This window comes from Moorena sp. SIO4A1, assembly GCF_010672065.1.
Taxonomy (GTDB): domain Bacteria; phylum Cyanobacteriota; class Cyanobacteriia; order Cyanobacteriales; family Coleofasciculaceae; genus Moorena.
In genome coordinates, this window is the sequence record NZ_JAAHHX010000079.1 from 1 (window position 1) to 25517 (window position 25517).

Annotated in this window: 29 protein-coding genes, 1 tRNA gene and 1 pseudogene; 10 read left to right on the plus strand and 21 right to left on the minus strand. The window is 44.1% G+C overall.

Features of this window, described 5'->3' with window-relative positions; all coding sequences use genetic code 11:
- The 4 genes and pseudogenes from F6K53_RS30745 to F6K53_RS30760 form a co-directional block, all read right to left on the minus strand.
- A pseudogene (locus tag F6K53_RS30745) lies at positions 1 to 120 on the minus strand (retron-type reverse transcriptase); the annotation flags it as partial.
- 221 nt (positions 121 to 341) lie between these two features.
- Positions 342 to 1508 carry an ISAs1 family transposase gene (locus tag F6K53_RS30750; RefSeq protein ID WP_293031099.1) on the minus strand — a complete coding sequence of 389 codons (1167 nt, stop codon included), beginning with the start codon at positions 1506 to 1508 and terminating at the stop codon, positions 342 to 344.
- A 143-nt stretch (positions 1509 to 1651) separates the two neighbouring features.
- On the minus strand, positions 1652 to 2011 hold the full coding sequence (locus F6K53_RS30755) for a reverse transcriptase N-terminal domain-containing protein (RefSeq protein ID WP_293069207.1): 360 nt from the start codon (positions 2009 to 2011) through the stop codon (positions 1652 to 1654).
- Positions 2012 to 2539: 528 nt separating this feature from the next.
- Entirely contained in the window at positions 2540 to 3604 is a 1065-nt protein-coding gene (locus F6K53_RS30760; RefSeq protein WP_293017267.1) for a transposase, read from the minus strand.
- Positions 3605 to 3887: 283 nt separating this feature from the next.
- Here F6K53_RS30760 and F6K53_RS30765 point away from each other — a divergent pair, with 283 nt between their 5' ends.
- Positions 3888 to 4118 (plus strand): hypothetical protein, encoded by a 231-nt coding sequence (locus F6K53_RS30765; protein ID WP_293069209.1) that lies wholly within the window; start codon positions 3888 to 3890, stop codon positions 4116 to 4118.
- Positions 4119 to 4190: 72 nt separating this feature from the next.
- A complete protein-coding gene (locus F6K53_RS30770) occupies positions 4191 to 4337 on the plus strand; it encodes a chlorophyll a/b-binding protein (RefSeq protein ID WP_070394076.1) in 147 nt (48 codons plus the stop codon).
- Positions 4338 to 4574: 237 nt separating this feature from the next.
- Here F6K53_RS30770 and purH read toward each other — a convergent pair whose 3' ends face one another.
- The 3 genes from purH to F6K53_RS30785 form a co-directional block, all read right to left on the minus strand.
- Positions 4575 to 6116: a bifunctional phosphoribosylaminoimidazolecarboxamide formyltransferase/IMP cyclohydrolase gene (gene purH / locus F6K53_RS30775; RefSeq protein WP_293083291.1), complete on the minus strand. Its 1542-nt coding sequence runs from the start codon at positions 6114 to 6116 to the stop codon at positions 4575 to 4577.
- A gap of 291 nt (positions 6117 to 6407) precedes the next feature.
- Positions 6408 to 6533, minus strand: a complete 126-nt coding sequence (gene psaJ, locus F6K53_RS30780; RefSeq protein WP_071105376.1) for a photosystem I reaction center subunit IX — start codon at positions 6531 to 6533, stop codon at positions 6408 to 6410.
- A 162-nt stretch (positions 6534 to 6695) separates the two neighbouring features.
- On the minus strand, positions 6696 to 7190 hold the full coding sequence (locus F6K53_RS30785; RefSeq protein ID WP_075901654.1) for a Photosystem I reaction center subunit III: 495 nt from the start codon (positions 7188 to 7190) through the stop codon (positions 6696 to 6698).
- 151 nt (positions 7191 to 7341) lie between these two features.
- Here F6K53_RS30785 and tsaD point away from each other — a divergent pair, with 151 nt between their 5' ends.
- Entirely contained in the window at positions 7342 to 8388 is a 1047-nt protein-coding gene (gene tsaD / locus F6K53_RS30790) for a tRNA (adenosine(37)-N6)-threonylcarbamoyltransferase complex transferase subunit TsaD (protein WP_293069214.1), read from the plus strand.
- A 179-nt stretch (positions 8389 to 8567) separates the two neighbouring features.
- On the opposite strand, the gene F6K53_RS30795 is transcribed toward tsaD, so the two are convergent.
- Positions 8568 to 8641, minus strand: a tRNA-Pro gene (locus F6K53_RS30795).
- A gap of 131 nt (positions 8642 to 8772) precedes the next feature.
- Here F6K53_RS30795 and lipA point away from each other — a divergent pair.
- The 4 genes from lipA to sigC all read left to right on the plus strand — a co-directional run bounded on the left by lipA (position 8773) and on the right by sigC (position 12938).
- Positions 8773 to 9642, plus strand: a complete 870-nt coding sequence (gene lipA / locus F6K53_RS30800) for a lipoyl synthase (RefSeq protein WP_293069216.1) — start codon at positions 8773 to 8775, stop codon at positions 9640 to 9642.
- Positions 9643 to 9650: 8 nt separating this feature from the next.
- Positions 9651 to 9806 carry a hypothetical protein gene (locus tag F6K53_RS30805; RefSeq protein ID WP_158069695.1) on the plus strand — a complete coding sequence of 52 codons (156 nt, stop codon included), beginning with the start codon at positions 9651 to 9653 and terminating at the stop codon, positions 9804 to 9806.
- A gap of 3 nt (positions 9807 to 9809) precedes the next feature.
- On the plus strand, positions 9810 to 10721 hold the full coding sequence (locus tag F6K53_RS30810) for an NAD(P)H-dependent glycerol-3-phosphate dehydrogenase (protein WP_293017274.1): 912 nt from the start codon (positions 9810 to 9812) through the stop codon (positions 10719 to 10721).
- Between the two features lie 966 nt (positions 10722 to 11687).
- Positions 11688 to 12938 carry an RNA polymerase sigma factor SigC gene (gene sigC, locus F6K53_RS30815; RefSeq protein ID WP_293017275.1) on the plus strand — a complete coding sequence of 417 codons (1251 nt, stop codon included), beginning with the start codon at positions 11688 to 11690 and terminating at the stop codon, positions 12936 to 12938.
- 207 nt (positions 12939 to 13145) lie between these two features.
- On the opposite strand, the gene F6K53_RS30820 is transcribed toward sigC, so the two are convergent.
- On the minus strand, positions 13146 to 14333 hold the full coding sequence (locus F6K53_RS30820) for a peptidoglycan-binding protein (RefSeq protein ID WP_293069219.1): 1188 nt from the start codon (positions 14331 to 14333) through the stop codon (positions 13146 to 13148).
- A gap of 183 nt (positions 14334 to 14516) precedes the next feature.
- On the opposite strand from F6K53_RS30820, the gene F6K53_RS30825 reads away from it, so the two are divergent.
- Complete coding sequence (locus F6K53_RS30825) at positions 14517 to 15395, plus strand: SH3 domain-containing protein (protein ID WP_293069221.1); 879 nt, start codon at positions 14517 to 14519, stop codon at positions 15393 to 15395.
- A gap of 49 nt (positions 15396 to 15444) precedes the next feature.
- On the opposite strand, the gene F6K53_RS30830 is transcribed toward F6K53_RS30825, so the two are convergent.
- From F6K53_RS30830 to F6K53_RS30840, 3 genes are all read right to left on the minus strand, one after another.
- Positions 15445 to 15621: a hypothetical protein gene (locus tag F6K53_RS30830; RefSeq protein ID WP_009148761.1), complete on the minus strand. Its 177-nt coding sequence runs from the start codon at positions 15619 to 15621 to the stop codon at positions 15445 to 15447.
- A gap of 205 nt (positions 15622 to 15826) precedes the next feature.
- Positions 15827 to 16294, minus strand: coding sequence for an SH3 domain-containing protein (locus tag F6K53_RS30835; RefSeq protein ID WP_293017278.1), 468 nt, complete (start codon positions 16292 to 16294; stop codon positions 15827 to 15829).
- Positions 16295 to 16303: 9 nt separating this feature from the next.
- A complete protein-coding gene (locus F6K53_RS30840; protein WP_293069223.1) occupies positions 16304 to 16567 on the minus strand; it encodes a hypothetical protein in 264 nt (87 codons plus the stop codon).
- Between the two features lie 53 nt (positions 16568 to 16620).
- Between F6K53_RS30840 and F6K53_RS30845 the strand changes: the two genes are divergently transcribed.
- Positions 16621 to 16746: a hypothetical protein gene (locus F6K53_RS30845; RefSeq protein ID WP_293069225.1), complete on the plus strand. Its 126-nt coding sequence runs from the start codon at positions 16621 to 16623 to the stop codon at positions 16744 to 16746.
- A 48-nt stretch (positions 16747 to 16794) separates the two neighbouring features.
- Here the strand turns inward: F6K53_RS30845 and F6K53_RS30850 are convergent, their stop codons facing one another.
- The 9 genes from F6K53_RS30850 to F6K53_RS30890 form a co-directional block, all read right to left on the minus strand.
- Entirely contained in the window at positions 16795 to 18309 is a 1515-nt protein-coding gene (locus F6K53_RS30850; RefSeq protein WP_071105385.1) for an AAA family ATPase, read from the minus strand.
- A gap of 487 nt (positions 18310 to 18796) precedes the next feature.
- The gene (locus F6K53_RS30855) at positions 18797 to 19312 is read right to left on the minus strand and encodes a YceD family protein (protein ID WP_293069227.1); all 516 of its coding nucleotides are present in this window, start codon (positions 19310 to 19312) and stop codon (positions 18797 to 18799) included.
- Between the two features lie 302 nt (positions 19313 to 19614).
- Positions 19615 to 20109 carry a R3H domain-containing nucleic acid-binding protein gene (locus tag F6K53_RS30860; RefSeq protein ID WP_070394091.1) on the minus strand — a complete coding sequence of 165 codons (495 nt, stop codon included), beginning with the start codon at positions 20107 to 20109 and terminating at the stop codon, positions 19615 to 19617.
- A gap of 1 nt (position 20110) precedes the next feature.
- Positions 20111 to 21280: a membrane protein insertase YidC gene (yidC, locus tag F6K53_RS30865; protein WP_075901672.1), complete on the minus strand. Its 1170-nt coding sequence runs from the start codon at positions 21278 to 21280 to the stop codon at positions 20111 to 20113.
- A 208-nt stretch (positions 21281 to 21488) separates the two neighbouring features.
- Entirely contained in the window at positions 21489 to 21884 is a 396-nt protein-coding gene (locus F6K53_RS30870; RefSeq protein ID WP_293017280.1) for a PH domain-containing protein, read from the minus strand.
- Positions 21874 to 22296, minus strand: coding sequence for a ribonuclease P protein component (gene rnpA / locus F6K53_RS30875; protein ID WP_293017281.1), 423 nt, complete (start codon positions 22294 to 22296; stop codon positions 21874 to 21876). The genes F6K53_RS30870 and rnpA overlap by 11 nt, the downstream gene beginning before the upstream one ends.
- A gap of 128 nt (positions 22297 to 22424) precedes the next feature.
- The gene (gene rpmH, locus F6K53_RS30880) at positions 22425 to 22562 is read right to left on the minus strand and encodes a 50S ribosomal protein L34 (RefSeq protein WP_044494288.1); all 138 of its coding nucleotides are present in this window, start codon (positions 22560 to 22562) and stop codon (positions 22425 to 22427) included.
- Positions 22563 to 22797: 235 nt separating this feature from the next.
- Positions 22798 to 23067, minus strand: coding sequence for a hypothetical protein (locus F6K53_RS30885; RefSeq protein ID WP_293083295.1), 270 nt, complete (start codon positions 23065 to 23067; stop codon positions 22798 to 22800).
- A gap of 176 nt (positions 23068 to 23243) precedes the next feature.
- The gene (locus F6K53_RS30890) at positions 23244 to 23831 is read right to left on the minus strand and encodes a sigma-70 family RNA polymerase sigma factor (protein ID WP_293017284.1); all 588 of its coding nucleotides are present in this window, start codon (positions 23829 to 23831) and stop codon (positions 23244 to 23246) included.
- Positions 23832 to 24071: 240 nt separating this feature from the next.
- Here F6K53_RS30890 and F6K53_RS30895 point away from each other — a divergent pair, with 240 nt between their 5' ends.
- Positions 24072 to 24230, plus strand: coding sequence for a hypothetical protein (locus tag F6K53_RS30895; RefSeq protein ID WP_293017285.1), 159 nt, complete (start codon positions 24072 to 24074; stop codon positions 24228 to 24230).
- Positions 24231 to 25517: the final 1287 nt, after the last annotated feature.

The following is a 25517-nucleotide window of genomic DNA, read 5'->3' on the forward strand; positions in this document are numbered from 1 at the left end:
GAATACTGGTTCATATGCCATTTTTATTATGGCTTGACCTATTCGGTCTTTTATGGTTGGTATTCCTAAGGGTCTTTTCTTCCCATTTGATTTAGGTATATAGACTCTCTTGGTGGGGCTTACTTCACAGGGTAATCGCATTGAAAGAAAGTGATAAAATCACTGTAAATTGACCGAAAATTTGACAGTGAAAACTTGACAGTGTATCATAAGCCATGAAGAGCACTTAAGCCAAAGAAAATCTATCTAAGTACAACAGGGATATTGGATTTAAGCTATCAAAGAATATTCCTGACTTCTAAGGTATTCATAGAGAGAGTTTCCCTTAGAACCCCACCACTCTAGGACTCAGCTACACTCGCACTCAGAATTTTCATCAGAAAGCTATTGTCGATTCCGGCCCTGTAACGCTTCATTTTCAGACTCTGCTTCGAGGGTTCGCGCTTGAGCAAATTAACACTTAAACGGCGCAACAAACCTAGGTTTTCTGCTCCGTGACCCTGACGCACTCGACTGGCATCTTCCTTAAATGTGACATCGAGAACCCAATGTAAACTATTTTCAATACTCCAGTGGGAGCGAATCACCTGATTGTGCCACTGGGCATCCGCTTCCAAGCTACTGATGTAGAATCTAACCTCTGTGGTGGTTTTATTCCATAATTGCCTGTGAGTGCAAACCATCACCACCGTGGTTAAACCCAGCCACTGACTTTGGCGATGCAAAGATGGTAACTGATTTACTGGTACTGCCCAAACTTCGCGAGTTTCCAGGCGATGATGCCCACTTTCAGTAGTTCGATTATAGCTGTAGTCAATTCCCTGCCAATGTTGAGCTTGGGCTTGCTTGAACCAAGTTTTTACCTGCTGATTGAGCCTAGGGTGGTTACCTTTGAGAGCGAGGACATAATCCCCTTGTCCCTGTTTGATTTGCTGCGCAATTTCCCGTTGAGTGCCCATAGCATCCAAGGTTACTACAGCTCCCTTGAAATTGACCAACTTCAGGAGTAGTGGCACTGCTGTGATTTCATTGGACTTGCTCTGTACTTTTTGCTGTGCCAGCACTAACCCATGCTCACTACTCCAGGCACTTACACTATGTAGTGCTTTGAGCTTACTTTCTCTGTCGTAGGAGCCTTTTGCTGTCTTGCCATCTACATGAATCAGTTCCAGATTTAATTTCTCTGTAATGCTGCCGATCCAATCGAGGAAGCTGTGGTTTAGTTCCTCTGGCTCTAGCTGGGACAATACTCTTCCGAAGGTATCATGTGACGGAATACCATTGGGTATCTCGACAAATGTTTCTAGCCATTCTTGCTTTGCTTTTCCATAGGTTTCTATTCCTACAAATCCTTCTGCCCCTGAGAGTATGGCTAAGATGGCTATGGTGATAATTGCCACTAGACTATGAGCTTTCCTCGAACCCACTCTGGGGTCTTCGAGATCCTGAAAATGTTTGATTACGCTTTTTCTGAGGATTTCTACCTCTGGTTCTTCAAGGTCGGTCATAACGCCCTTGCCAAAGCCTTTTGCCATGATCAGTAAACGGGGAATGGGACTCTTAATTTCTCTGATGATAACTTGATAAGATCCTCCAAAACTGCTTCGATTGTTGCCAAGGCCGAGTTTGATTATCCTCTTTATTTCTTTTGTCAAGTACAATTTATACCAAATTCAATGCGATTACCCTGGCTTACTTCATTCCAGTTCCAGTTTTTCATTAGTCGGTTTTTCTCTTTGGTTTTGATGGCTACATAACCGTCTATTCCTGGAGTGTTCCTTCCTTTGTTTTTAACCGTAACTGTCTGTATTGCTAAGGCTAATGCTGACTTGCTATTTATAATTAGTTTCATCAGATTTTTCACCTTATCCCATCCGCTGCCTTTTAGTTGAGCTTCTTTGGTTGCCCTGAATATTCTTCTTTGAAGTTTGAGAACCTGTTTATTGATGACTTTCCAGTCTATCTCAGTCCAGTCCCAGACTCCAGTACCAGTATTGGTTCTACTTTTCATCGGGGTGAGTCTCTATTCCTCAATTCTTGGAACATTCTGATTAGACCAACCTGACGTCTGCTACCTCTCGGTATGATTCATAGGAATCTATATGTCCGGTTATGATTTCCCGTTGACTTTCGTCGTGACATCATTTGCTTTTTCAGGTCTCCTACTCCCTGTCAACCCTGGGCTTCTTTTGCAATCCGCTTTGCCATTTATTGGCGGTTGAAATTTCAGGGGTTACCGTGTTCATCAAGTGAAGTTTTCGATATCCCTTTAGGTTCATCCTTTGCTCCGGAGTTCTTCGTTGCATCAGATTGAGAAGGACACAATCCCCAATCACTTATTATCGAACTCGGTGCCCTTTTGGCTACAGTGTTTCAATCACGTTTCACTGTTCAAGCGTTACGAAGCTTTTATAGATGTTCACTTTCGTTAACCATTGGGTATCTTCCTGCTAGCACTTGCGGCGGTGTGATTCCGACCTTGGGTGCTACTTCCTGTATTTCTACAGGACTTTATCGAGAATCTGCACTCAGGTTCCGATTACTCTTCCCCCCTCATCTCGGCAGGCTGGAGGATGCACTCTCCAGAAAGCCATTTCAGGCTTTGGTTCAACTTGACGCTTTCACGTCGCGCACACCCACGCTTCCAAGCTACCCATTTGAGGAGATCTAAGAATTGACCAAAAGATGCATCAATGCAGTCTTTTCTTAGCATTCCTCGATTCAGTCCTATTGTGTTTAGATCTTCAGCAAAGATTGTCTCAGCCTGGTCACAGAGCAAATGTGCTGTTTTTAGATGGAAGTCTTTACGAGCGTTGGCAATCTTGTGATGCAATCTGGCCACCTTCAGTTGTGCTTTTTCCCAGTTGTTAGAACGCTTCTGTTTTTTAGCTGCTCTACGTTGTAGCAATTTCAGCTTACCTTGCAGTTGCTTGAAAAACTTAGGACGCTCAACTGTGAAACCATCTGAAGTTGTCAGAAACTTTTCTAACCCAAGGTCTATCCCTATTGCTCGGCCAACGGCAGGATGATCTGGGATATCAACTTCCATTGCAATTGATATCACAACATACCATTCTGTTTGTCTAGCCTTAGCCAGAACTCTAACCTGTTTGACTTGGAATCCAACAGGAATTTTTCGATGGAGTCGAATAGGAACTAGGCCAATTTTAGGAAGCTTGATATGTTCGTTTCCTACTGGATTTGACTTGAATTGCGGGAATAAAAACGACTTGTATTGACCCTTTTTCTTAAATCTTGGAAAACCAAATCCGCGCTTACGCATTGCTTCCCATGAATCATGCAACCTTCTAACGGTTGTCTGTAACACCTGGGAATGCACTTTAGCTAGAAATGGGTTGGTTTTCTTGGCTAATGGTAGATTATTTTGTTGACGGTGATAACTAGGAAACGGTGTATCGGCAGGAATAATGTACTCACTTTGCAAAGAACACCTATCCACAGGACATTTACGGCTTGCAATCCAGTCTTTTAACTCTCTTAGCGAATAGTTATAGACTCGTCTACAAGTCTCAAGCCATTCTTTCATGATCTGTTCTTGATTTTGACTTGGGTAAATCCTGTATGTGTAGTTAATTGTCAACATACTCTTATTATACCATAGAAAAAAACAATGGTAAATACAAATAAAGAGGGCATCGAAGAGACGAAACCTTAGAGAGTGGAGCCTTATTACAAAAGCCTTAACCCCTGGTTGACTGACAAATCTTGCTTTGTAGGTTGGGTTTCACTATGTTCAACCCAACCTACGTAAAATCAAGGGTTTGAGGAGTTTTGTCAGTCTAGGTCATCTGCTAAGCTGTTCAGCATTTAGATTGGGATACCCAAATTGGTCAAAGGGAACAGGGAACAGGGAAAAACTAATTTAAATGCACATCAGCTTAGTAGGTGTTGCCGGTTGCTGCTTAGAACCTTGGCCAAAAGGCCACGCTACGGGAACAACCCACCCTACACCGAACGCCACAAGCGAACAACCGGTTAACCTTGACCTTTCAGCCACGCTACGCGAACAACCCTATCTCCCCATCGCCTCCAGTTATCCGTACTTCAGGCAAAGCGTATCGATATATACCATATTTTGGTTATCAAAATATAAATAAATGTTGCAAGTATCCCCAAAATAGGTTAACTTATATTACAGAAGCTAACAAAACCCTAGGAGATCTATAACAATGACTCAAGAGCAAGAATCTAAGTTCGGTTTCACCAACTTTGCTGAAACCTGGAATGGCCGTTTGGCAATGCTTGGTTTCGCCATTGGCTTGGCTACCGAGTTGCTGACTGGTAACGGAATTCTGCAACAACTAGGTCTGATGTAATCGACCATAAGCAATAGGGCGCACACCGTGCGCCCCTAAAGTTGATTTGTGTTCTACTCGATATCTGAAGCGCTATGGTCAGTTAGCCTTGCAATTAAGTAGCCAAAAATCCTGCAGTTAAACCCTAAGGGCTGACCTACTAACCCCCTTTTATCTATTAGTAAATCTGATCGAAACTGCTTTCGATCAGATTTACTAATGACTAATGACTCATGTGAAAATAACTAAAACTCATAACTAATGTAAAAAGTGGCGCATACCGGTGATCACCATTACTAATCCCAGTTCATCTGCTGCCTGAATCGAGTCTTGATCTCGTAAACTACCACCCGGTTGCACAATTGCCTCAATCCCCGCTTTAGCAGCTGTCCGCACTGAGTCATCGAAGGGGAAGAATCCATCACTAGCAAGGATAGCGTTTTTGCTATTTTCCCCAGCCTGTTCTAAAGCTATATTGACTGCACCTACCCGATTCATTTGACCGGCACCCACACCTAAAGTTGTGCGATCGCGTGTCACGACAATGGCATTGGATTTAACATGCTTACACACCTTCCAAGCAAATAATAATTCTGCCATTTGGTCAGGAGTAGGTTGCTTTTGGCTTACCACTTGCCAATTCTCAGGATTATCCATGGCATCATCCGCAGCTTGTACCAGAAACCCCCCTGCAATAGCTTTCACAGTTTGCTTTGATCCCGTCTGTAAGTCTGGTAATAGCAACACCCTTAGCTTCGACTTAGCACTGAGAATTTCTTGAGCTTCTGGTTCACACCCTGGTGCGACTACACATTCTAAGAAAGTTTTCTTTAACGCCACAGCTGTAGCAGCATCAATGGGTTGATTTAATGCCACGATTCCACCGAAGGCAGAAATAGAGTCAGCATTGAATGCCTTCTGATAGGCTTGCGATAGGGTTTCTGCCAAGGCTACCCCACAAGGATTGGTGTGCTTGAGAATTGCTGCGGCTGGAGTGTCAGTAAATTCATTAATGATCCGCCGTGCAGCTTCTAAATCCACCAGGTTGTTGTAACTGAGTTCCTTACCCTGAAGTTTAGTGGCTGCAGCCCAACCTGTGGGAACTGTTCCGGTTTGATACCACGATGCCGGTTGATGGGGATTCTCGCCATAGCGTAGAGATTGGCGCTGTTGTCCAGATAAGGTAAATCGTTTTGGTAGGGACACTGGATCTTCGTACCCGATCAGGTAGGATGCGATCGCATGGTCATAGGCAGCGGTATGACCAAAAACCTCTATAGCGCAAGCCTGACGGAATTCGATTGATGGTTGATTTCCATTCTGGCGCAACTCCTCTAAGTAATCCTGATACTGACTGGGATTACACAGCACTGTCAAGTGAGCATAGTTTTTCGCAGCTGCCCTCAGCAGTGTTGGACCACCGATATCGATAGTTTCAATTGCTTCTGCTAAACTCACGTCCGGTTTAGCAACAGTCTGTTCAAATGGATAGAGATTCACCACCACCAAATCAATGGGACGAATCTGGTTTGTCTCCATTTCTGCCACATCTTCGGGCAAATCTCGCCTTCCCAAAATTCCACCATGAATTCGTGGATGTAGGGTTTTGACCCTGCCACCCAAAATTTCTGGAAAGCCAGTGTAATCAGACACTTTCGTTACCGGCAAACCTTCTGATTGCAAGGCTTTAGCCGTTCCGCCACTGCTGATTAAATCAAATTCCAATTCTTCTACTAGCTGACGGGCAAAGTCGATTAGTCCAGTTTTGTCAGATACACTCAGCAGTGCCAGATTTGCCATTTCAAACAATTTTACAAAAAGTCAACCGAATTCTGAATTATCAATTCAGAATGCAGAATTATTAGTTGCTAAATTCAGGATTCAGCAACTTAATAATTCAGAAATAGTTCAGAAATATTCCACCTTACTTCTGGATTATGGATTCTGCACTCTGAATTTTTTTTTTAAATTGTCAAGAGGTTTTTTAGGGTAAATTTCAATAATTCAGCGAACTAAGTAGGTACTTATATTTAATTAGCTTACCTACCAATACCGAATGAATTATTTCCATCTTTTACCCATTCTTCCTAATTACAACGGATGGAAAAGTAGATCAGGGAAAAAGCGGTTAAATTCAATCAAAATTCCAGCCGTAACGGTCATCCAAAGAGCCAATAACACTGGTGCTAGGGACAAATACTTAACTAAATCCTGCATGGAACATTCTCCTAAAATCGATAACTATTTCAAGACATCTTGGCACATCAAGATAATGCCCTGTCTATAAAGCGCGAAAATTTGATTAGCGAGAACGGCAGTAGTTTTTAGCTAACTTTTCAGTGCTAAAAGCGTTCCCGCGAGCGAGTCTAAGTATGATTGCTAGCGTGGTGAGACAGGAATCTCATCATCTTTAGCAAACATTTCACCAGTGGTGATTTCTTTGAATGCTAACAAAGGCCATGAGGCAGCCATTAGCATCTTACTAACTGCCAAGGGGACATCAATGATGACTTCTTTGTCTTCTGGGTTCTTACCCTTTTGAATCGCTTGTAGATAGCTGCGACCTGCCCAGCCAATCCAGCCAGTGATATAGAGGAAGAGTAAGCTAGGAATGAGGAAGTCACCCATATGGGAGAAACGACCATCCACAATCAAGTGAGGATATCCCTCATCACCACAAAGTGCTTGAGAATACCGCTCAAATCGGTTCGCCCCGGAATTGGGGTTAGCTGTAGTGTTTAGGAATTCAGCCTTCCGGGCTTGGAATGCAGCAGACTCACTACAAGGGGTGAGATGATCCAAAGAAGCAGAGGCTGGGCTGATGGCGCAAAACCACACAGAGACGGCAAAAATTAAAGCTAACAATCGTCGCATAGAAAGTGTCTCCTTTTGTTAAGAAACAAAAAGTTTTTTGTACAAACCAAAAGATCAAATTATTTGTACACTCAGGCAATCTTACTCTGAGCCGTGTATCTAGTAAAGTTTAATTAACTAAAAGTAGTGTTTCAATAAAGGTCATTGGTGAATGGCTTGTGTTTTAGCAATAGAAACCAGTTGTGATGAAACAGCTGTGGCGATTGTTAAAAATCGTAAATGTTGTAGCAATATCGTTACTTCCCAAATTCCTATGCATCGGCAGTATGGCGGTGTGGTGCCAGAGGTAGCATCCCGTAGCCATCTAGAAACCATCAATAATGCGATCGCGCAAGCCCTAGAAGCAGCTCAACTGGACTGGGGCGCAATTGACGGCATTGCTGCTACCTGCGCTCCCGGCTTAGTGGGCTCTCTACTAGTGGGGGTCACAGCTGCCAAAACTCTGGCCATTGTCCACCACAAGCCGTTTCTGGGTGTCCATCATCTAGAAGGTCATATTTACGCCACCTATCTCAGTGAGCCAGAACTAGAACCACCATTTTTGAGTCTGTTGGTGTCTGGTGGTCACACTAGCTTAATTTATGTCAAAACCTGTGGTAGCTATGAGATACTGGGCGCAACCCGTGATGATGCTGCCGGTGAAGCCTTTGATAAGGTAGCACGATTATTAAAGTTAGGCTATCCCGGAGGACCAGCTATAGATAAGTTAGCACGAGAGGGCAATCCCAAAGCCTTTCCCTTGCCAGAAGGTAAGATTTCCCTTGCTAGTGGTGGTTATCATCCCTATGACTCCAGTTTTAGCGGCTTGAAGACAGCGGTGCTAAGGTTGGTGCAAAAATTCGAGCAGGAACACTCAGAAATTCCAGTGACCGACATTGCTGCCAGCTTTCAGGAAACCGTAGTGCGATCGCTTACCAAGCGTACCATTGCTTGTGCTCTCGACTATGGTCTGGACACGATTGCGGTTGGGGGTGGGGTGGCTGCTAATAGTCGATTGAGACAACAGTTGCAAGCTGCAGCAACTGAGCATAATTTGCGAGTTATTTTCCCTCCCCTGAAGTTTTGTACCGATAATGGCGCAATGATTGGCTGTGCCGCAACTGACCATTTAAATCAAGGACATACTTCCCCTTTAACTTTGGGGGTGCGATCGCGAATGCCTATCACTAAGGTGATGGAACTTTATTCAGAGGTTTAAGAGGTTGAAGGTTTAAGAGGTTGAAGGTTTAAGAGGTTGAAGGTTTAAGAGGTTGAAGGTTTAAGAGGTTGAAGGTTGAACGCGATCGCGTGGCCTTTTGGCCAAGGTTGAAGAACCTGCTAACCTGTAACCTGCTAACCTCTAACCTGCTAACTTTTAAAGTTATTGCACAAGTACAATCGGGATGACAGGATTTGAACCTGCGACCCCTTCGTCCCGAACGAAGTGCGCTACCAAACTGCGCTACATCCCGATAAAGTCATAATTTAAGATTTCATCTATTTTATCATGCCTTAGGGGCAATCCGCCCCTAGCTTGTTAGGATCAAGATTAAAGTAACGTAACTTAAATTTATATATATATATAGTTGGAGTATAACCAAGAGTGGTAGTTAAACCAGAATGGTTGCGAGTCAAAGCGCCCCAATGGCAGCGTGTCGGCAATATTAAAGAAACCTTAAGAGATTTGGATCTCAATACTGTCTGTGAAGAAGCCTCTTGTCCCAATATCGGAGAGTGCTTCAATGCTGGTACTGCCACCTTTTTAATTATGGGACCAGCCTGTACCCGTGCTTGTCCCTACTGCGATATTGACTTTGAGAAAAAACCCAAAGCCCTTGACTCCACTGAACCCACACGGCTAGCAGAAGCCTTGCAGCGCATGGGTTTAAATCATGTAGTTATTACCTCTGTCAACCGGGATGATTTACCCGATGGTGGAGCTTCCCAGTTTGTACAGTGCATTGAAGCCATTCGCCTGGTCTCACCTCATACCACTATTGAGGTTTTAATCCCAGACTTGTGCGGGAACTGGGATGCCCTCGAAACAATTCTTCAAGCTAAACCGGAAGTCCTCAATCACAATACAGAAACAGTACCCCGACTCTATCGGAAAGTACGGCCTCAAGGGGATTATCAGCGTTCCCTTGAATTACTGATGCGGACGCGAAACTTGGCTCCATCGGTTTACAGCAAATCTGGTATAATGGTAGGTTTAGGAGAAACTGATGCGGAAGTCCGGCAAGTCATGGCGGATTTAAGGCAAGTAAACTGCGACATCTTAACTATTGGTCAGTATCTTCAACCCACTCAAAAACACCTAAAAATTTCTGAATTCATAACCCCTAAACAATTTGATACCTGGAAAGAGTATGGTGAATCCCTCGGTTTCCTGCAAGTTGTTTCCTCTCCCCTCACCCGCAGTTCCTATCATGCCGAGCAAGTTCGAGAATTAATGCAGCGGTATCCCCGATGAACGCTTTCATGGTTGCAAAACAATTGAAACTAACAACTAACCAAGAAAGCGTTTCTTATACTGATCAGGTAAATTCAATGTTCTTACCCCTACTCCCTACTCCCTACTCCCTACTCCCCAGGGCGAAAGCACCTCACCTAATTGAGAACTGCAATAACAAATAACAAATGACCAAAATAACTATAATCGGAGCTGGTGTTTGGGGTACAGCCCTCAATAGCCTAGCCTCTCAAAACGGTCATCAGGTTTGTTTGTGGTCCCGTCGGAGTCAGACAAAATTAGCAGATGCCATAGAATCTAGCAGTATTATCCTTTCTGCTGTTTCCATGTCGGGGGTAAATTCTGTAGCGCAACAGCTAAAGGGGTTATCAGTATCTCCTGAGGTGATATTGGTCACAGCGACTAAGGGGTTAGATTTGCAAACCACCCGTACTCCCTCCCAAATCTGGCAAGCTGAATTTCCCAACAATCCTGTAGTCGTGCTATCAGGTCCTAATCTCTCCAAAGAAATTAAACAAGGACTCCCAGCCGCTACAGTAGTAGCTAGCACAGATGTAAAAGCAACTCAGATACTACAACAGGCGTTTTCTTCGCCAAATTTCAGAGTTTACACCAATCGAGACCCCCTCGGTGTAGAACTAGGGGGTACCCTGAAAAATGTGATGGCGATCGCATCTGGAACCTGTGATGGTTTACAACTAGGAACAAATGCCAAAGCAGCTTTACTAACCCGTGGACTTACAGAAATGATCCGTATTGGTGAAGATTGGGGTGCTAAGGTAGAAACATTTTACGGTTTGTCGGGACTAGGAGATTTACTGGCAACCTGTAGTAGTAGCCTCAGTCGCAATTATCAAGTTGGTTATCAGCTCGCTCAGGGTCAGAAACTTGCAGATATTCTCGCCAACTTGGAGGGAACAGCAGAAGGGGTCAACACTACAAAGGTTGTGATGGAACGAGCTAAGCTCAAAAGAATTTCAGTACCCATTACTTATCAAGTCCATCGATTGCTCCAAGGGGAGATTACCCCCCAAGCTGCTGTTGAAGCTCTAATGCTACGAGATACTAAGCCAGAGTAAGGAACCTGACTGAGTTGTTATATCATGTCGGGATAATTACCCTTAATAAAAATATCCCCATCTCCCCATCTCCCCATCTCCCCATCTCCCCATCTCCCCACCCTCCCTCTAATTATGGGTATTCAACCTGACTTGATATTACCCTTGCTCCCTGACTGCGAAAGCTCTCCTGCTCCGGAAGCTCGCCTGCTTTAAAACTCAGACAGGAAAACTCAGACAAAAAACTGCGACATTTTGCTGTTGTCTATGACAAAAAACTGAGACAAAAATTGAGACATTTTGCTGTTGTCTATTAGGCATCCTGAAAATATAGAATCTTTAGAGACATGCCACTGCTTGAGCTGAAGCGACTGGATCAATAGATTGTAATCTTTTGTAAGGTTTTATAAAGTTTTGTAATATCATTACCAATCTGGCCACATAGCTGGGTGGCAATAATATTTCATAACTCTGGTAATTCGGCAATAATTTGGCAATTTTGAACTATGTGTATGCACTTATTCATAAGTTCGTTGTTTCTTCAAACCCATTCCAGCAGAGGATATCCGCAAGTAGCTTGCCTACTGCTTAGTCCCTGATACCCATAAATAAAATTTTTTCTTGAATTAGCGAGAATATTTCTGGAATCGCCATGATGCCCACTGTAGATTAATACAGCTTTTGACCAAGGTCTCTATTTACCTATAGAGTTACTTCTAAAATAGCTCAAATCAATAGCTTAAATCAGGAAATCCCGTTCCTTTTGCCATCTATAAACCTTCAGCCCTTACGGGCAAGGTTGGGTGGAGACATCGGGTGAACCGTTAGCTACGGATACTAATAAGGGCTACCAGGGATAACCGGTAAGTCTTGCCGGAAAAAATTTATTTTAGTAACTGTTTCTCCGGTCATCATGGGTGGGAATTCTAGTACTAAGTGTGACAAACACAATTCCGTGTTGTCACTGGTTGTAATCGAGAGATCATTATGCCAGCCACTCCTTTCTATGCCGACACAGAATTAGATCACGAGACTTCTGCCTATAGCTTTGAGCTTAATGGCCCAAGGGACGATGGGGAAGGATCAGTGGATGACTTAGTTGATGTGGAGATTGAGGGTGCAGACGCGGCTAGCTTAACTAAAAATAGCACCCGTCGCACCACCGACCTAGTTCGGTTATATCTCCAGGAAATTGGTCGGGTTCGTCTACTGAGGCGAGATGAGGAAGTCTCGGAAGCTCAAAAAGTTCAGCGCTACATGAAACTACTACGGCTGCGCAATAAGTCGGCTATATCCGAAGATAAAGTCATGGAGCGCTTTGTCCACCTGATTGAAACCCATGATCGTCTAGCGTCCCAGTTAGGTCACCGTCCTTCCTTGGAACGGTGGGCAACGGCTGCAGGAATTGACGTTTCTCAACTTAAGCCGAGTATGTCAGCTGGAAAACTGCGTTGGGCAGAGTTAGCCGAACTGACATTCAAAGAGCTAGAGCAGGTACAAGCTGAGGGGCTCCAAGCTAAGGAACACATGATCAAAGCTAACCTACGTCTGGTAGTGTCAGTAGCGAAAAAGTATCAAAACCGTGGCTTGGAACTTCTAGACTTAATTCAGGAAGGAACTCTGGGATTAGAGCGAGCGGTTGAGAAATTTGACCCGACCAAAGGCTACCGATTTAGCACCTATGCTTACTGGTGGATCCGTCAAGGAATCACCAGGGCGATCGCTACTCAAAGCCGTACTATTCGCCTGCCAGTTCACATTACTGAAAAGCTCAATAAAATCAAAAAAGCCCAACGGAAGATTTCCCAGGAACGTGGCCGCACAGCAACCATTGATGATATTGCTGTGGAATTAGAGATGACTCCGGCTCAGGTACGAGAAGTATTACTACGAGTACCTCGCTCTGTTTCTTTGGAAATTAAAGTTGGTAAGGAACGAGACACCGAACTGGGAGATTTACTCGAAACTGAGGAAACCTCTCCAGAAGAAGTGTTGATGCGAGAAGCCTTACAACGGGATTTACAGCAACTCCTAGCCGATCTAACCAACCGTGAACGGGATGTGATTCGGATGCGGTTTGGCTTGGGAGATAACCAGCCTTACTCTCTAGCTGAGATTGGTCGCGCTTTGGATTTATCTCGGGAGCGGGTACGCCAAATTGAAGCTAAGGCTTTACAAAAGTTGCGGCAACCCAAGCGCCGTAACCGAGTTCGGGATTATCTGGAAGCTTTGAGCTAATCCCTTGGTGACATATTCCCACACTTACCTATAACTTACCTATTAGGGAAGTGTGGGCTTCTTGCCAATCCTATCCTAGCTATCACCCTAGCTATCCCTTGTCCTAGAGTTCTAGTTATTGAAAATTTATTGTATTTATAAATACCTGAGGTTAAATACCTGAGGGAGCACCCCGATCTATTTCTTTGTTAGTGGACTTGAGCTGACTTAAAAATAGGCTACCCGGGCATCAAATCCTTGCGATCGCAATTCATAGGAAAGACTTTCGGCCTCACTACGGCTAGAAAAGGCTCCAGCATTAAAATAACGGCCTCGATTGTCCTCAGATATAATATCATCGTCTGATATAATTCCACTACTTAGCTTGATCTGATTTAGTACTTTATCATTATGAATCGGGATCACCACCACATAGCGATTCTTCTCAGTTTCAGGATTGATATCAATAAATCCCAATGCTTGCAGGGTTTGTAAATCAGCTATCCCGGTTGGAAGTAGATTATTATTACGTATCTGAAATTTAAACACTGCATCCTCAGTTTGTTCGCCATATCTCCCATCAACCGGACCGGGATTAAACCCCCGAGATCTCAACGCTTGCTGAAGCCGTTTTACCTCTGGACCACGATCGCCTGGTCGTAGTTCACTGCTACGGATAGGAGTACCAAATGCTATCGGTTCTTGACTGCTAAAGTCAGCAGGAGGAAGAGGCATCTCCCCAGGCAGGAATCGAAACGGTTGTGATTGAGTAACTAATGCATTAGATAGTTCTGCTCTAGTTTGTGATCCCACAATCCCATCCGCCCTGAGACCATAGTCTGTTTGGAATCGAATCACTGCTTGTTCTGTAACTGGACCAAAGTAACCGGTTGGGTCGGCATTGAAATACCTCAGTTCTCTTAACTGTCGCTGCACTTCCGTAACCGCTGATCCACGAGACCCTCGTCTGAGTCCAGATTGATTAAGATTCCTACGGGATGGTGCTACTCTGGTTTGCGATGGAAAGAGTGTTGCTCTGGTTCGTGGTCCGACTTCCCCATCAGCAGGAAGCCCCTTGTCTCGTTGGAACCGAATCACAGCATTTTTAGTAATTGAACCAAAATAGCCAGTTGGTTGCCGATTGAAATACCCAAGTTCTCGTAAACGACGCTGAACCTCTGTTACATCGGCTCCCCTACGACCTTCCCGCAGCACCCTTTGGGCTAGGGCTTCTTCTGCCATCCCCACAATGCTAAGTGTGGCAACTAGCAACAGTAAATAAATCCGATGGTGAGTAACTAGCTTATACTCCTTCAGCCACTGAAAAAATGTTTGATTCGACTCCGTCAAAACCGCAGGAGTATCTGCAAGTTCTTCTTCGCTTAAGGCAAGATGAAGATAGGCAAGGGTCTCCATGATTCTTCCAAGGAAACTGTTACCGTTAGTTTAACAAATCACAGTAGACCATTGGTAATGTTTCGGACAAGAGAATCTCAGAAATTTTACGTAATCCGATAGTAAAGCATGTAGTTATAGAGCAAGACTCTTACCAAAACAGAGCAATTCTCCTCTTTTACCATAACGCAATAGTTTTAACTCATGACCACTATTCGTCACTGGAGTACGTTTTTCCCCCTGCTAGCTTTAGTTTTGAGCAGTTTAGGGGGAGTAGACGCTAGGGCTACCGTAATTCCCAGCACCAATTCCGCCAACACCATACCATCGGCAACACCAACCCAAGCCCAGACTCAAGGGAAATTTCAACTGGCTCAGGAATTGATGGGTGAATGTCGCGCCGCTGCTGAGTCAATGTTTATCTACAAACAGCGATCAACCTCTAACCCAATTAGAACCTTAGACCTTAATGAACAAGTTATTCTGGCCGAAAACAAGGTTAGCAAAGATGGTTGGATCGCGATCAAATTCCCCATTAATGGATTTGTCCAAGCCCAAGATCTGAAGTTCTGTCCGGGGACAGGAGGAGTACGCCCTACTCAAACACAATCTCTCTGCCGCCAAGCTGCTAAGTCAATGTTTATCTACAAACAGCCATCAATCGAACCAATCAGAACCTTAGAGCCTGATGAAGAAGTTATTCTGGCCGAAAACAAGGTTAGGAAAAATGGTTGGATAGCGATCAACTCCCCCGTTCCTGGATTTGTCCGAGCTAAAGATCTCAAGTTCTGTCAGCAGACATTAAGAGTAAGCACTAATCAAAGACAATCTCTCTGTCGCGAAGTTATATATAAAGGTAATGATGGTATAGCTGTCCGTAGACAACCGGATATTAACTCTTCCCGACTGGGTCTTGTCTCCTATGGAGTGGAAGTAACACTGGTCAACCGTCCGCCTCAAGAGCAATTTGTTAAGGACTCCCAAGGGCGCGAGTGGGCAAGAATAACTTATCCTGTTAATGGATGGATGTCTAACGGGTTTCCTCGTAACGGTGATCAGAATCTTGTGGTTTGTTCCAATTAGCCCACTACTGAATTAGCAAGTTGTTAATTACTTATTATAGGACTTTTATTTATACCAAGTCAGCCTGATGTAACAAGGCACCAACTAAGCCAGCCATAGCAGTAATTCCTATAGCAATCATTGGGTGTTGACCTTGGCTGACAGCAAAGGAAGTGACAATCCCTGCACCCAAAGCAGCAGTCACAGCAGCACCCAAAAGATCTTTATTTGTATTTTTATTGTACATAAACCTGTTAGCCAGAAATTCAGTTAGGTAGAAATTTAACTTTTTTGGTGGTGTTAAAAGTTAGTTTCATAACCTTATCATTCTGGATTCTGGCGTTAAAGCTAGATCGGCAATATCGCAATCAAGATTAATATTTAGCTAATTTTCTTAACAATAACCAGACTTGTTAAGTGTGGACTGTTGCTCCAAACTATTAATCTATTGATTAGTCTATTTTTTTGACATTACCTGCTTTAACCCAACCTTTTTGGTCACTACCAGGCAAGCGTACTCTCTGCCATCGCTTATCATCACTGTATCCGAGGATGATCAGGGTCTGATTGTAGCCAATACCACCAATGCGTTGAGCGTTCAGGCTAGGGGAGTCCCTCAGAATCAACCCCTGTGGCCAGGTAACACTGGCTCGATAAGCACCCGGTTCTAGTTTTGGTAAAGGACTAGGACTAGGAATGGGTTTGGGAGTAGTTGCTGGTTTAGACTCCCCAGATGAACTGGTGGGCTGAGCTTTTGGTGATGGTGAGGTCTTGGGTCGCTCCTCAGCAAAGACAGGTTTTTCAGGCTCAGCTGCTAGTTTAGTAAAGAAGTAATATACTGTACCAACAGCAGCACCTGTTAAGATGGCAATGCCGAGAATAAAACCAATGATAAACTGAGCTATCTTGGACAGACTCATGGGAAGCTATTAAAGATAAAGGTTGAAGGTTGAAAGGTTGAAAAGTTTAAGGTTGGAGGTGGTTAGGTTGAAGGTTGAAAGGTTGTTCGCGTAGCGTGGCCTTTTGGCCAAGGTTAACAGGTTGTTCGCGTAGCGTGGCCTTTTGGCCAAGGTTAACAGGTTGAAGGTTGTTCGCGTAGCGTGGCCTTTTGGCCAAGGTTGAAGGTTGTTCGCGTAGCGTGGCCTTTTGGCCAAGGTTAACAGGTTGTTCGCGTAGCGTGGCCTATTGGCCAAGGTTAACAGATTGTTCTAGCAACAGTTAATGATAAAATTCTAAATTAATCTAGTTGACATTAATCGATAGCGTCGATCCTACTTATCAGGTCAAGTCAATTTTATTAGCCCTACTCCCTACTCCCTACTCCCTACTCCCTACTCCCTACTCCCTACTCCCTACTCCCTACTCCAATTAACCCAGGATGAAGTCTCTGACCCAATTGAGAACTGCTATATATAATTAATTACTGGAGTTGGCGCTGAATGCGATCATTTAAGGGAGTATTGCGAGAAGCCATACGAGCTTTTCCGGCAGCTGCCCAATCCTGTAAGAATTGGATTTGCTCTTGGGCTGTCCGTGCTAAGGGGATAATTTGGCTAGCGGCTTCGAGAATATCATCTGTGGTAAAGTCTCGGTTTTGGCTAAAGCCGATGTGCATGGCTTCGATCAGGGTCTGCTCAATTTCTGCTCCGGAAAAATCAGGGGTTTCGTAGGCTAATCGGTCTAAAGCGTAACTCTTGAGATTATGAGGTCGCAGCCGGGATAGGTGTAGGTCAAAAATAGCACGACGTTCTTCCTGGTTGGGCAAACCAACAAAAAAGATTTCGTCAAATCGACCCTTGCGGAGCATTTCTGGGGGTAAGGCTTGGATATTGTTGGCAGTAGCTACCACAAATACTGGGGATTTCTTCTCAGCTAACCAGCTAATAAAGGTACCAAAGACACGACTGGTTGTGCCTGCATCCCCTTTAGAGGATAGACCAGAGAAGGCTTTGTCAATTTCATCAATCCAGAGGATGCAGGGAGCGAGAGCTTCGGCTAGCTGAATCATCTGCCGAGTACGGGATTCTGATTCCCCTACTAAGCCACCAAATAGACGACCGACATCTAAACGTAGCAGGGGTAGGTGCCAGTGGTTTGCGATCGCTTTTGCAGTTAACGATTTCCCAGTTCCTTGAATCCCCACTAATAGTAAACCACGAGGATGGGGTAAGCCGTATTGTCGGGCCTGTTCTGTAAATGCTCCACCTCGTCGCAGTAGCCAGTCTTTGAGGTTGTCTAAGCCACCTATGTCTGAAATTTTTTCTTGGGTTGGGTAGAACTCTAGGATTTGGGTTTGCCTAATGGATTGACGCTTTTCTTCTAAAATTAGTTCCACATCTGAAGGTTGGATGGCATTATTAGAGGCAATCCCACGAGCTAGGACCCGACGAATTCTTTCTAAGGAAAGACCAAGAGCCGAGCGCACCAGCTCATCAATGATTTTTTCAGTCAGATTTTGACCCGTTGCCCCCAACAAACGTTTCACCTCAGCTTTAATTTCCGATGCGGTTGGTAAGGGGAATTCCAGCACTGTCAGCACTTCGGTTAAATCCGAGGGGACGGACACTTGGGGGGTAACGATAACTATATTCTTAGGCTGGGATTTGAGGGTACGTGCCAGATTTCTGAGTTTACGAGCAACTGATACATCTTCTAAGAATCGGTGAAAATCTCTTAATACAAAGATGGCAGCAGCACTTTCGCCAATTCTATCTACAAATTCTAAGGCTTGTAAGGGATTGCGGCGTCCAAAGCCGATATCATTAGGATTTCCTTGGTAACCATCCACAAAATCCCAGATATAGACACCACGATTACCCAAACGTTTAGCGGATTGCTTGATCGCTGTTTCTACTCGCTCTTCTTCTAGAGTGGGAATATATAACAAAGGATAGCGAGCACGTAGCAGAAGCTCAAACTCGTCATTGAAATTCATATAGCAAAGGGAACAGGGAACAGGGAATAGGGAACAGGGAGTAGGGAGCAGGGAGTAGGGAGCAGGGAGTAGGAACCCGTGGCGAATTAAATTACGGGTCAAGCGCACCTAAGCGGCCAAAGGGGGTTTCCCCCAGTCGTGCTTTGCCGTGGTTTCCCCCATGAGCGACTGCATTAAGACGGGAATATGCCATCAAAAATTATGACAATTCCTACATGGATTTTTATATAGCGTTTCTCGCAGTTATGAGGTAAGCTTTGCAACCTCAAAGTCCCCCTTATTAAGGGGGATTTAGGGGGATCAATTTATACCTTATGGGATATAGAATTCCTATATAGGAGCCAATTACTCAAAAAGTTAATGCTATAAATAAATATTTAAACCTTAAACATAGCATTTTTTATTTCCAATAAACTTGGATAAAGGCTCTGCTGCTAGTAACTCCCTGACCAATTTCCCCTTCAGCATTATACTACCAGGCAACTCACTATCCAGGAAGTTTTCTCTTCAGGGATTCTAGAGCCCCCCAACGTTGATCCCGTAGTTGATCCCGTAACTCTGCTTCACTGTTATTCTTAATCTGGATACCTATACATTCTTGGTCACACAGCTGCCGTGGCGGAATTGCCAGACATAGTTGTTCGTATAACCAAGTGTCTGGATAAAAATACCCCTGAGCTGGAAGGGTTTCTTGTAAATCATCCCAAGTTATCTCCTGCTCTAGGGATACATCCGACAGTTGGTCAGCTGAGGAAGCTAACCAAACTAATTCGGATGTATCGATGCTTAGGCGGTGGTTGTACTGTTTTAAGCAGCGGTGACAAGTCAAGGTAATGATCGTTTCTGCTTGAGCACAGACCTCCAGGTAATTTCCTTGATGAGCCACTTGCACTTGACCTCGAACTGGGGTCAGTGTCTGTAAATCCACCAAGAATTGATTGACCGGAGTTACTTCTGTGTGCTCTGGTAATTTGAGCAACTCAGGAATATATATCGCCTCCATAATGCTTATCCTTTGCAGTTGACTGTTAAGCGTTGATGGTTAACCTTGAGCTTCTCAAACACTCATAGGACTTACGCATTTGCCCCCTAAATCCCCCAATATTGGGGGACTTTGACATCATTACCCCCCAATATTGGGGGGCTAGGGGGGCGAAATCCACTTAAGCGCGTAAGTCCTGACTCAGCAAAAAGCGACCATTTATAGACTTAAATAGTTATATAGAGTTAATGCATTATGTTAGCCAGGTGATGGGAAGAATCCCAAGTGCAATCAGCAGTGAGAGGGGTAAAACTCTTAATCTGTCAATACCTGCGACGCACCACCAGTCGTCGGTCTGGCTCTTGCCCTCGACTAAGAGTTTCTAAATCCTCAAAAGCCTTGAATAGGGTATGGACTTGACGCCGCTCTGCTGCCGATAGGGATTTCAATTCAAATTCTTTCCCGGTCTGACGGACTTTCATAGCAGCGTGTTCAGCGATCGCTTGAAGTTCCACTTGCCGTCTGGCTCGATAGCTATCGATATCGATAACGTAAACGGCTTGTTCTTCCTCTTCATGACCCAAGTTAAGGAGGGAATTTGCTAAGTACTGGATAGAATCGATAACTTCCCCTTCCCGACCAATTAAAGTTTGAGTGTCTTTCGAGGTCAGTTGACTATTATCGATTGTCAACCAGTAGCTGGGTCGCTCTCCTAGGGGAGCGTCACCATCAGCTACCTCTATACTGGCGGGCAATCGAGATAAGCGCAGGAGTTCTTCTAACCACTCTTTACCACGCTCCTGATGTTGATTTACCATACTAACTTGATGCTTTTTTCTTTGAACGCTTGGGCTCAAAAGGCAATGCCTCTCGACCCTCTCCAGACTTAGCTGCTTGTCTTTTTGCCTCTTTTTCCTGCTGCTCAACTATTTCTTGCAAATTCTCTGGCAGAGGTTCTCTCGAGAGAATGAAAGTCTGGATAGTTTGAAATATATTAGCTACAACAATATACATCAATACCCCAGCTGGCAGGGGAAAGAATAAGAACATGCCAGAAAACAATACTGGAGTAATCTGATTAACTACCTTTTGCTGGTCACCGGCTTGCCCTGCACCTGCACCTGAACCAGACAACAGCTGGTTGACGTACAAACTGATCCCAAAGAATAGAATCATACCTACGATATCCCAGTGGATAGTGCCATCGTCATCAAAAGCACCCACTCTTCCTAAAGCATCAATAAATAGAAAGCCTTTGTTAGCAGCTATTCCCGTTAAGGTTCCCTGAAGCTTTACCTCTCCAGGCATCAGGGCTTCTAGTGTCCCATCTTCAAGAATACGTAAGCGGTCTTCTCCGTTGACTATTTGCCAAGTGGGAGTGATATCGGTTTCTGGATGCTGAGCAATTAGTTGATTTAAGGGTTGACCTTCAACAGTTTGAAACTCTACTTTGGTTTTTTCCCCAACTACCAGCTTATTTCCTGCCGGAAGTAGGGCGATGACTGGTTCATGTAAGCCATCGGTAATGTAAATATTTTGGGGTTTGGTGGTAAAGACTTTAGGCTGGATATATTCCAGCTGTTCTTGGGGAAAAATTTGTAAGTTGACGTCGTAGTTAATGTTTGCAAAGGGTGATCCCCGCAAGGTGGCAAATAGGGCAAACAGAACCGGCATTTGTACCAACAGTGGCAAACAACCGGCTAGGGGGTTGCCAAACTCTTGAAACAGCTTACTCATTTCTTCCTGCTGTTTAGCCGGGTCATCCTTGTAGCGCTCTTTTATTTCGTCTTGCCGCTTCTTCATCAAGGGTTGGGTGACTTTCATGCGCCTCATGTTGCGAATGGAGCCAGCATTAAGAGGGAAGAGGGCAAAGCGAATCACCAGGGTCAAGGCTATTATGGCTAAACCATAGCTAGGCACAATCCCGTAAAAGAAATCCAGGATTGGCAGCATGATGTTGTTGGAGATAAATCCGATACCAAAGTCCATTCGTTTGACGTTAACCTAGGCGCTATTGTAAAGTTTTCTGTGTCTAATGTAACTAATCTCCGTCCCTATGCGGTTCGGGTTTCCGACTTTTATCAGGTATATCTACTGACATCAAGGAGTTGAACCGATTTTGGTGGCCAGATGTAGGAAAGGGAAGACTAGATCAGGGCAAGTGACCGATGTCAAGGTTTTCTTGGCAATGTTCTGTCTACATCATTTTGATGGCACTAACGGCTTTGCCTGTTTTGTCTGCTGCTCGTTCGGCAATGTAGTCGTAAATTTCTCTAAACCGGGGTATTGCCCGCATTTCCAAACGGCTACCATCTTTTAGGGTAACGACAATATCTCCCCAAGTTCCTATACCACGGGGAACTGTGGCAATCTTTGAAATTTCAGAATAGATCACATCTGAGCGATCGCGTCCCCGCCAACCCCCAGTTATTGATATGCGGCGGCTGGTAATCCGATACCGTAGCCATAGAGCCCTGACAATAGCAGCTACGGTTAGAGGTATGAATATAATCGTAAATGCCAACAATATGCTAATGATCAGATCTCCCCGGTGGGGGCCACCCTCATAAAATACATCTTCTCTAATGCCCATCCAACACCTCTGCTTTTACCAACAACTTTTCTAATTCTCTCAAAAGTTGTGCATATTCGCACTCTCTGGCTTCTGGTTTTACTATTACGACTAGCTTCCAACCGGGGGATAGGCGTGGTAATAACTGCCTGAGGGCGGCTCGAAGTTGCCGCTTAATCCGATTTCTAACAACTGCTTTCTTACTGACTTTTTGGCTGATGGAGATGCCAATACGGGAGGGAGGGTGATCCTCTGGTAGGGATTTTTCTGGTAGGGATTTTTCTGGTACAATGGTTTCTTTGGCAATCGGGTAAATAGTACTCTGTTGTAAACCCCGTAATGTTAGGTAACGCCCTGAACGACGAATACCTGAGCGATAGACTGTTTTAAAATCTCGCCAGTGCTTAAGTCGATTGGCTTGAGGCAATCCCAATGCTTAACTGTAATCCTTGATTAATATCAATTCCTTGAGCAGGATAAAGGCAGAAGAGCCACGGGAAATGGCTGTTTCTTAACCTTTTACCTTTCACTTGCAGCAGGTCGGCATCAATGCTTAGATGACTAGACCGAGAGACGACGCCGTCCCTTGCTTCTGCGAGCTCTAATCACATTGCGACCATCTTTGGTGCGCATCCGGGCACGAAAACCGGATTTTCTTTTTTGCTTACGGTTGGTTCCGCCTAGAGTGCGTTGAGTCATGGGTTTGCTGGAGGAATACTATTAACGAATACTATGAAGGATTGATTGCCAACTATAGCTGATTGTTGATCATACCATGTCAAGGGGTGATCTATCAAGCCAAGCGATCAGTTATCAGTTATCAGCGATCAGCTATCAGTTATCAGCTTATGGGTTATTTCACAGGCTAGAAGCCTGTGCCACAAGGCTGACCACTGACCACTGACCACTGACTGCTTACATACCCTCAGATAGTTTAGTCCTGCCATGGTGTAGTAGGGGATGGCTCTTCTGTTGAAACCACCTTCAGTAACTTCCGAAGACCTTGATTCCACTTTTCTAGTTTTAAATATTCGGTCATTTCAATTTCCTCAATTAAGCAGTTAAGGGATTCATCAAGATTAGCTAGCTCTAGGATTTCCGCCATCCGATTTGCCTCTAATTCAGACAAAATCGGAAGAGCTATTAGCTGGCGATACTCTTCTGATAATTTAACTTTTTGAGGATTATTATTTTTGGTTGACATTTGTTTGTTAGGATTTTCATCCTTAAACATAGTTTGTTATTATATTATTTGAATCATTTCATAAAAACTATCTAAAATTTACTTAATGATTAAATAAAAGTGGGGGCAATCAGATCAGGAATGCCCCCAAGCGGTTTCCGCACCCTGATTAGCTATAGCTAATCATAAAATTGTCTTTATTGATGATCAGCCTTAAGCTCAAAAAACCTATTACGTAAACGCTTTAGGGCACGATTACCTCGCTGTCTGGCAGACGCCTCAGTAATATATTCTCCCTTAGAAGCCAGATGGTTTACTACTTGTCTCCAAGACAAGCCTTCTATTTCCCGTAAGACGATTAGTTTGGAGTCCTTTGGGTCTAACTTTTTAAGGGCTAGCTCCAGCAGCCTTAAGTCTTCATCCTCAGAGTTTGAGGAGGAAAGGCTATGGCTGTCTTCTAGTCCTAGTTGATCCTCGATTAAATTAGAGTCCCATAATTGCTCTTTTTTTTGTTCCCGGCTCATTTCACGGATGACATTGAAGGAAGTAACCCTGATCCATGCTCCAGGGTTTTCAATTTCTTGCCCTGATTCTATGAGTTTTATTCCCCGTAAATAGGTTTCATTAATTACCTCGTATATTTGATAATCCGGAAAATTAAATTGCCGTATTTTTTTCTTTATTCCGTTAAATAATGCAGCATAATATGTTGCTTCCTTAGTTTCTAAAAAAGTTTGGCTAACTAAATGTTTAACCGCTGATTCAAACTTTTGACGAGGGGTCATATATTAGGTTTCCTATGGTGACATTAAACACTACCTCCTGTTTGAATAATCATTTTTATTTAGGCACACACTGGAACTTATTTTTTATACCTATTGTTGCATCTTCGAAATGATTTTTCGAAAAATCATATTGTGCCTATTGTGGAACTCACGATTTATTAATTAGGTTTCCTAGGGTGACATGGAATACTACCTCCTGTTTTATTGGGTTTTCTAACCAATTAGGTCTCCTAGGGTGACATGGAATACGGGTGCATCTCATTTTTGCCGTTTGACCAGATGGTGCGTTACGGGACGGATTGTCCTAACACTGGCTACCAATACAATAATGGCTCCCCCGTCCCTAACGCACCCTACTGGCGTGGCACACCTAAAAATGTAGGTTGGTTAGAGCGGTAGGGAAACCCAACAAAGGGTTACTGGTGTTGGGTTTCATTCTTCAACCCAACAAAGGGTTATTGCACCATTTTAGATGTGTCGGTCCACTACGAACATTTACAAAAGTGAGATGCACCCTGGAATACTACCTCCTGTTTTAACAATCATCACTGAATCATCTTGTGTCTATGGTGACATGGAACACCACCTCCTGTTTGAACAATCCTCTTGTGCTTATTGTGGTAAATCAGAGCTTCACACATTCAGCTTCAAAACACTACTTGTATAGGTTAACGGGTTTGTTAAAACTACAAGTAGTTTATTGCGTAAGGTCTGACTGAAGTAACCCCTAGCACTATCTGTGAGTTCAAGAGACGAAATATTTTTTATGCTTAGCAGAATATGCTGCTACGCAAATCATCACATTGCCTCTTCTATATATATGTGCAGAACTGTCAGAAAGTGTGACACCCTCTCGGGAAAATTTCCAAAAAAACAGGGTGCTTGAATCTTGAATAGCAGCACCTCTAGAAGAATGACCCAGTCAATGTCACAGAATCCTTGAACCGGCACATTAACTATGTAGCCTCGAAATCAGAATCTAAAGCTGCTAGTAGACGTTGAAACAACATGCGTACTAATCTTGCTCAAAACTTCTTTGGGGTAGGAATTCTACTCTGAGTCAAAACCTGCTGGATAGTTTGTAGCGTCTAGGCAGGCAATCAACAGGAAATCGTAGCTATTCAAACAGTCGTATCTAAGTGTTCAATCACTATGTTAAAGAAGAATCAACAGAAAAAACCAAGTAACCACAACTTCCCAGTTTGGCAAATTACCTTACCGCTCTGTGGAGTCCTGATCCTGACTGCCGGACACAAGTGCCTCAAAGCCTGATTATGCCTGGGTGATGGGATGCAGGTTTTGAGGGGAAGGTCTCAGACAACTGGTAGAAAAGAGCGATTGACCTTTGCTCACGCTACGGGAAGGCCAGACTCGATCAAAAAGGGTAGAGGGATATGCGAGGCTAGAGTCACTACACAACCAGCCCATCGGAGCATGTCCAACTCTACCCAAATTCATGATCAACTGTTAGACTTTCTGTGTCAATACAGCAGCTACCCTCGATCTGCGCCATCTAAAAACCTTAGCCTGGATGGTGAGTGCCTTAATTAGCAGTGGTAAGCTTTGCCTTAGTGCCTGGGAACCTTATGTCTCCAGCCGAGCCAAACAAGCCCAAAGCTTTGAACGTCGGTGGCACCGCTTTGTGAGCAATCGACTCATTGGTGTGAAGGGGCTATATATTCCCTT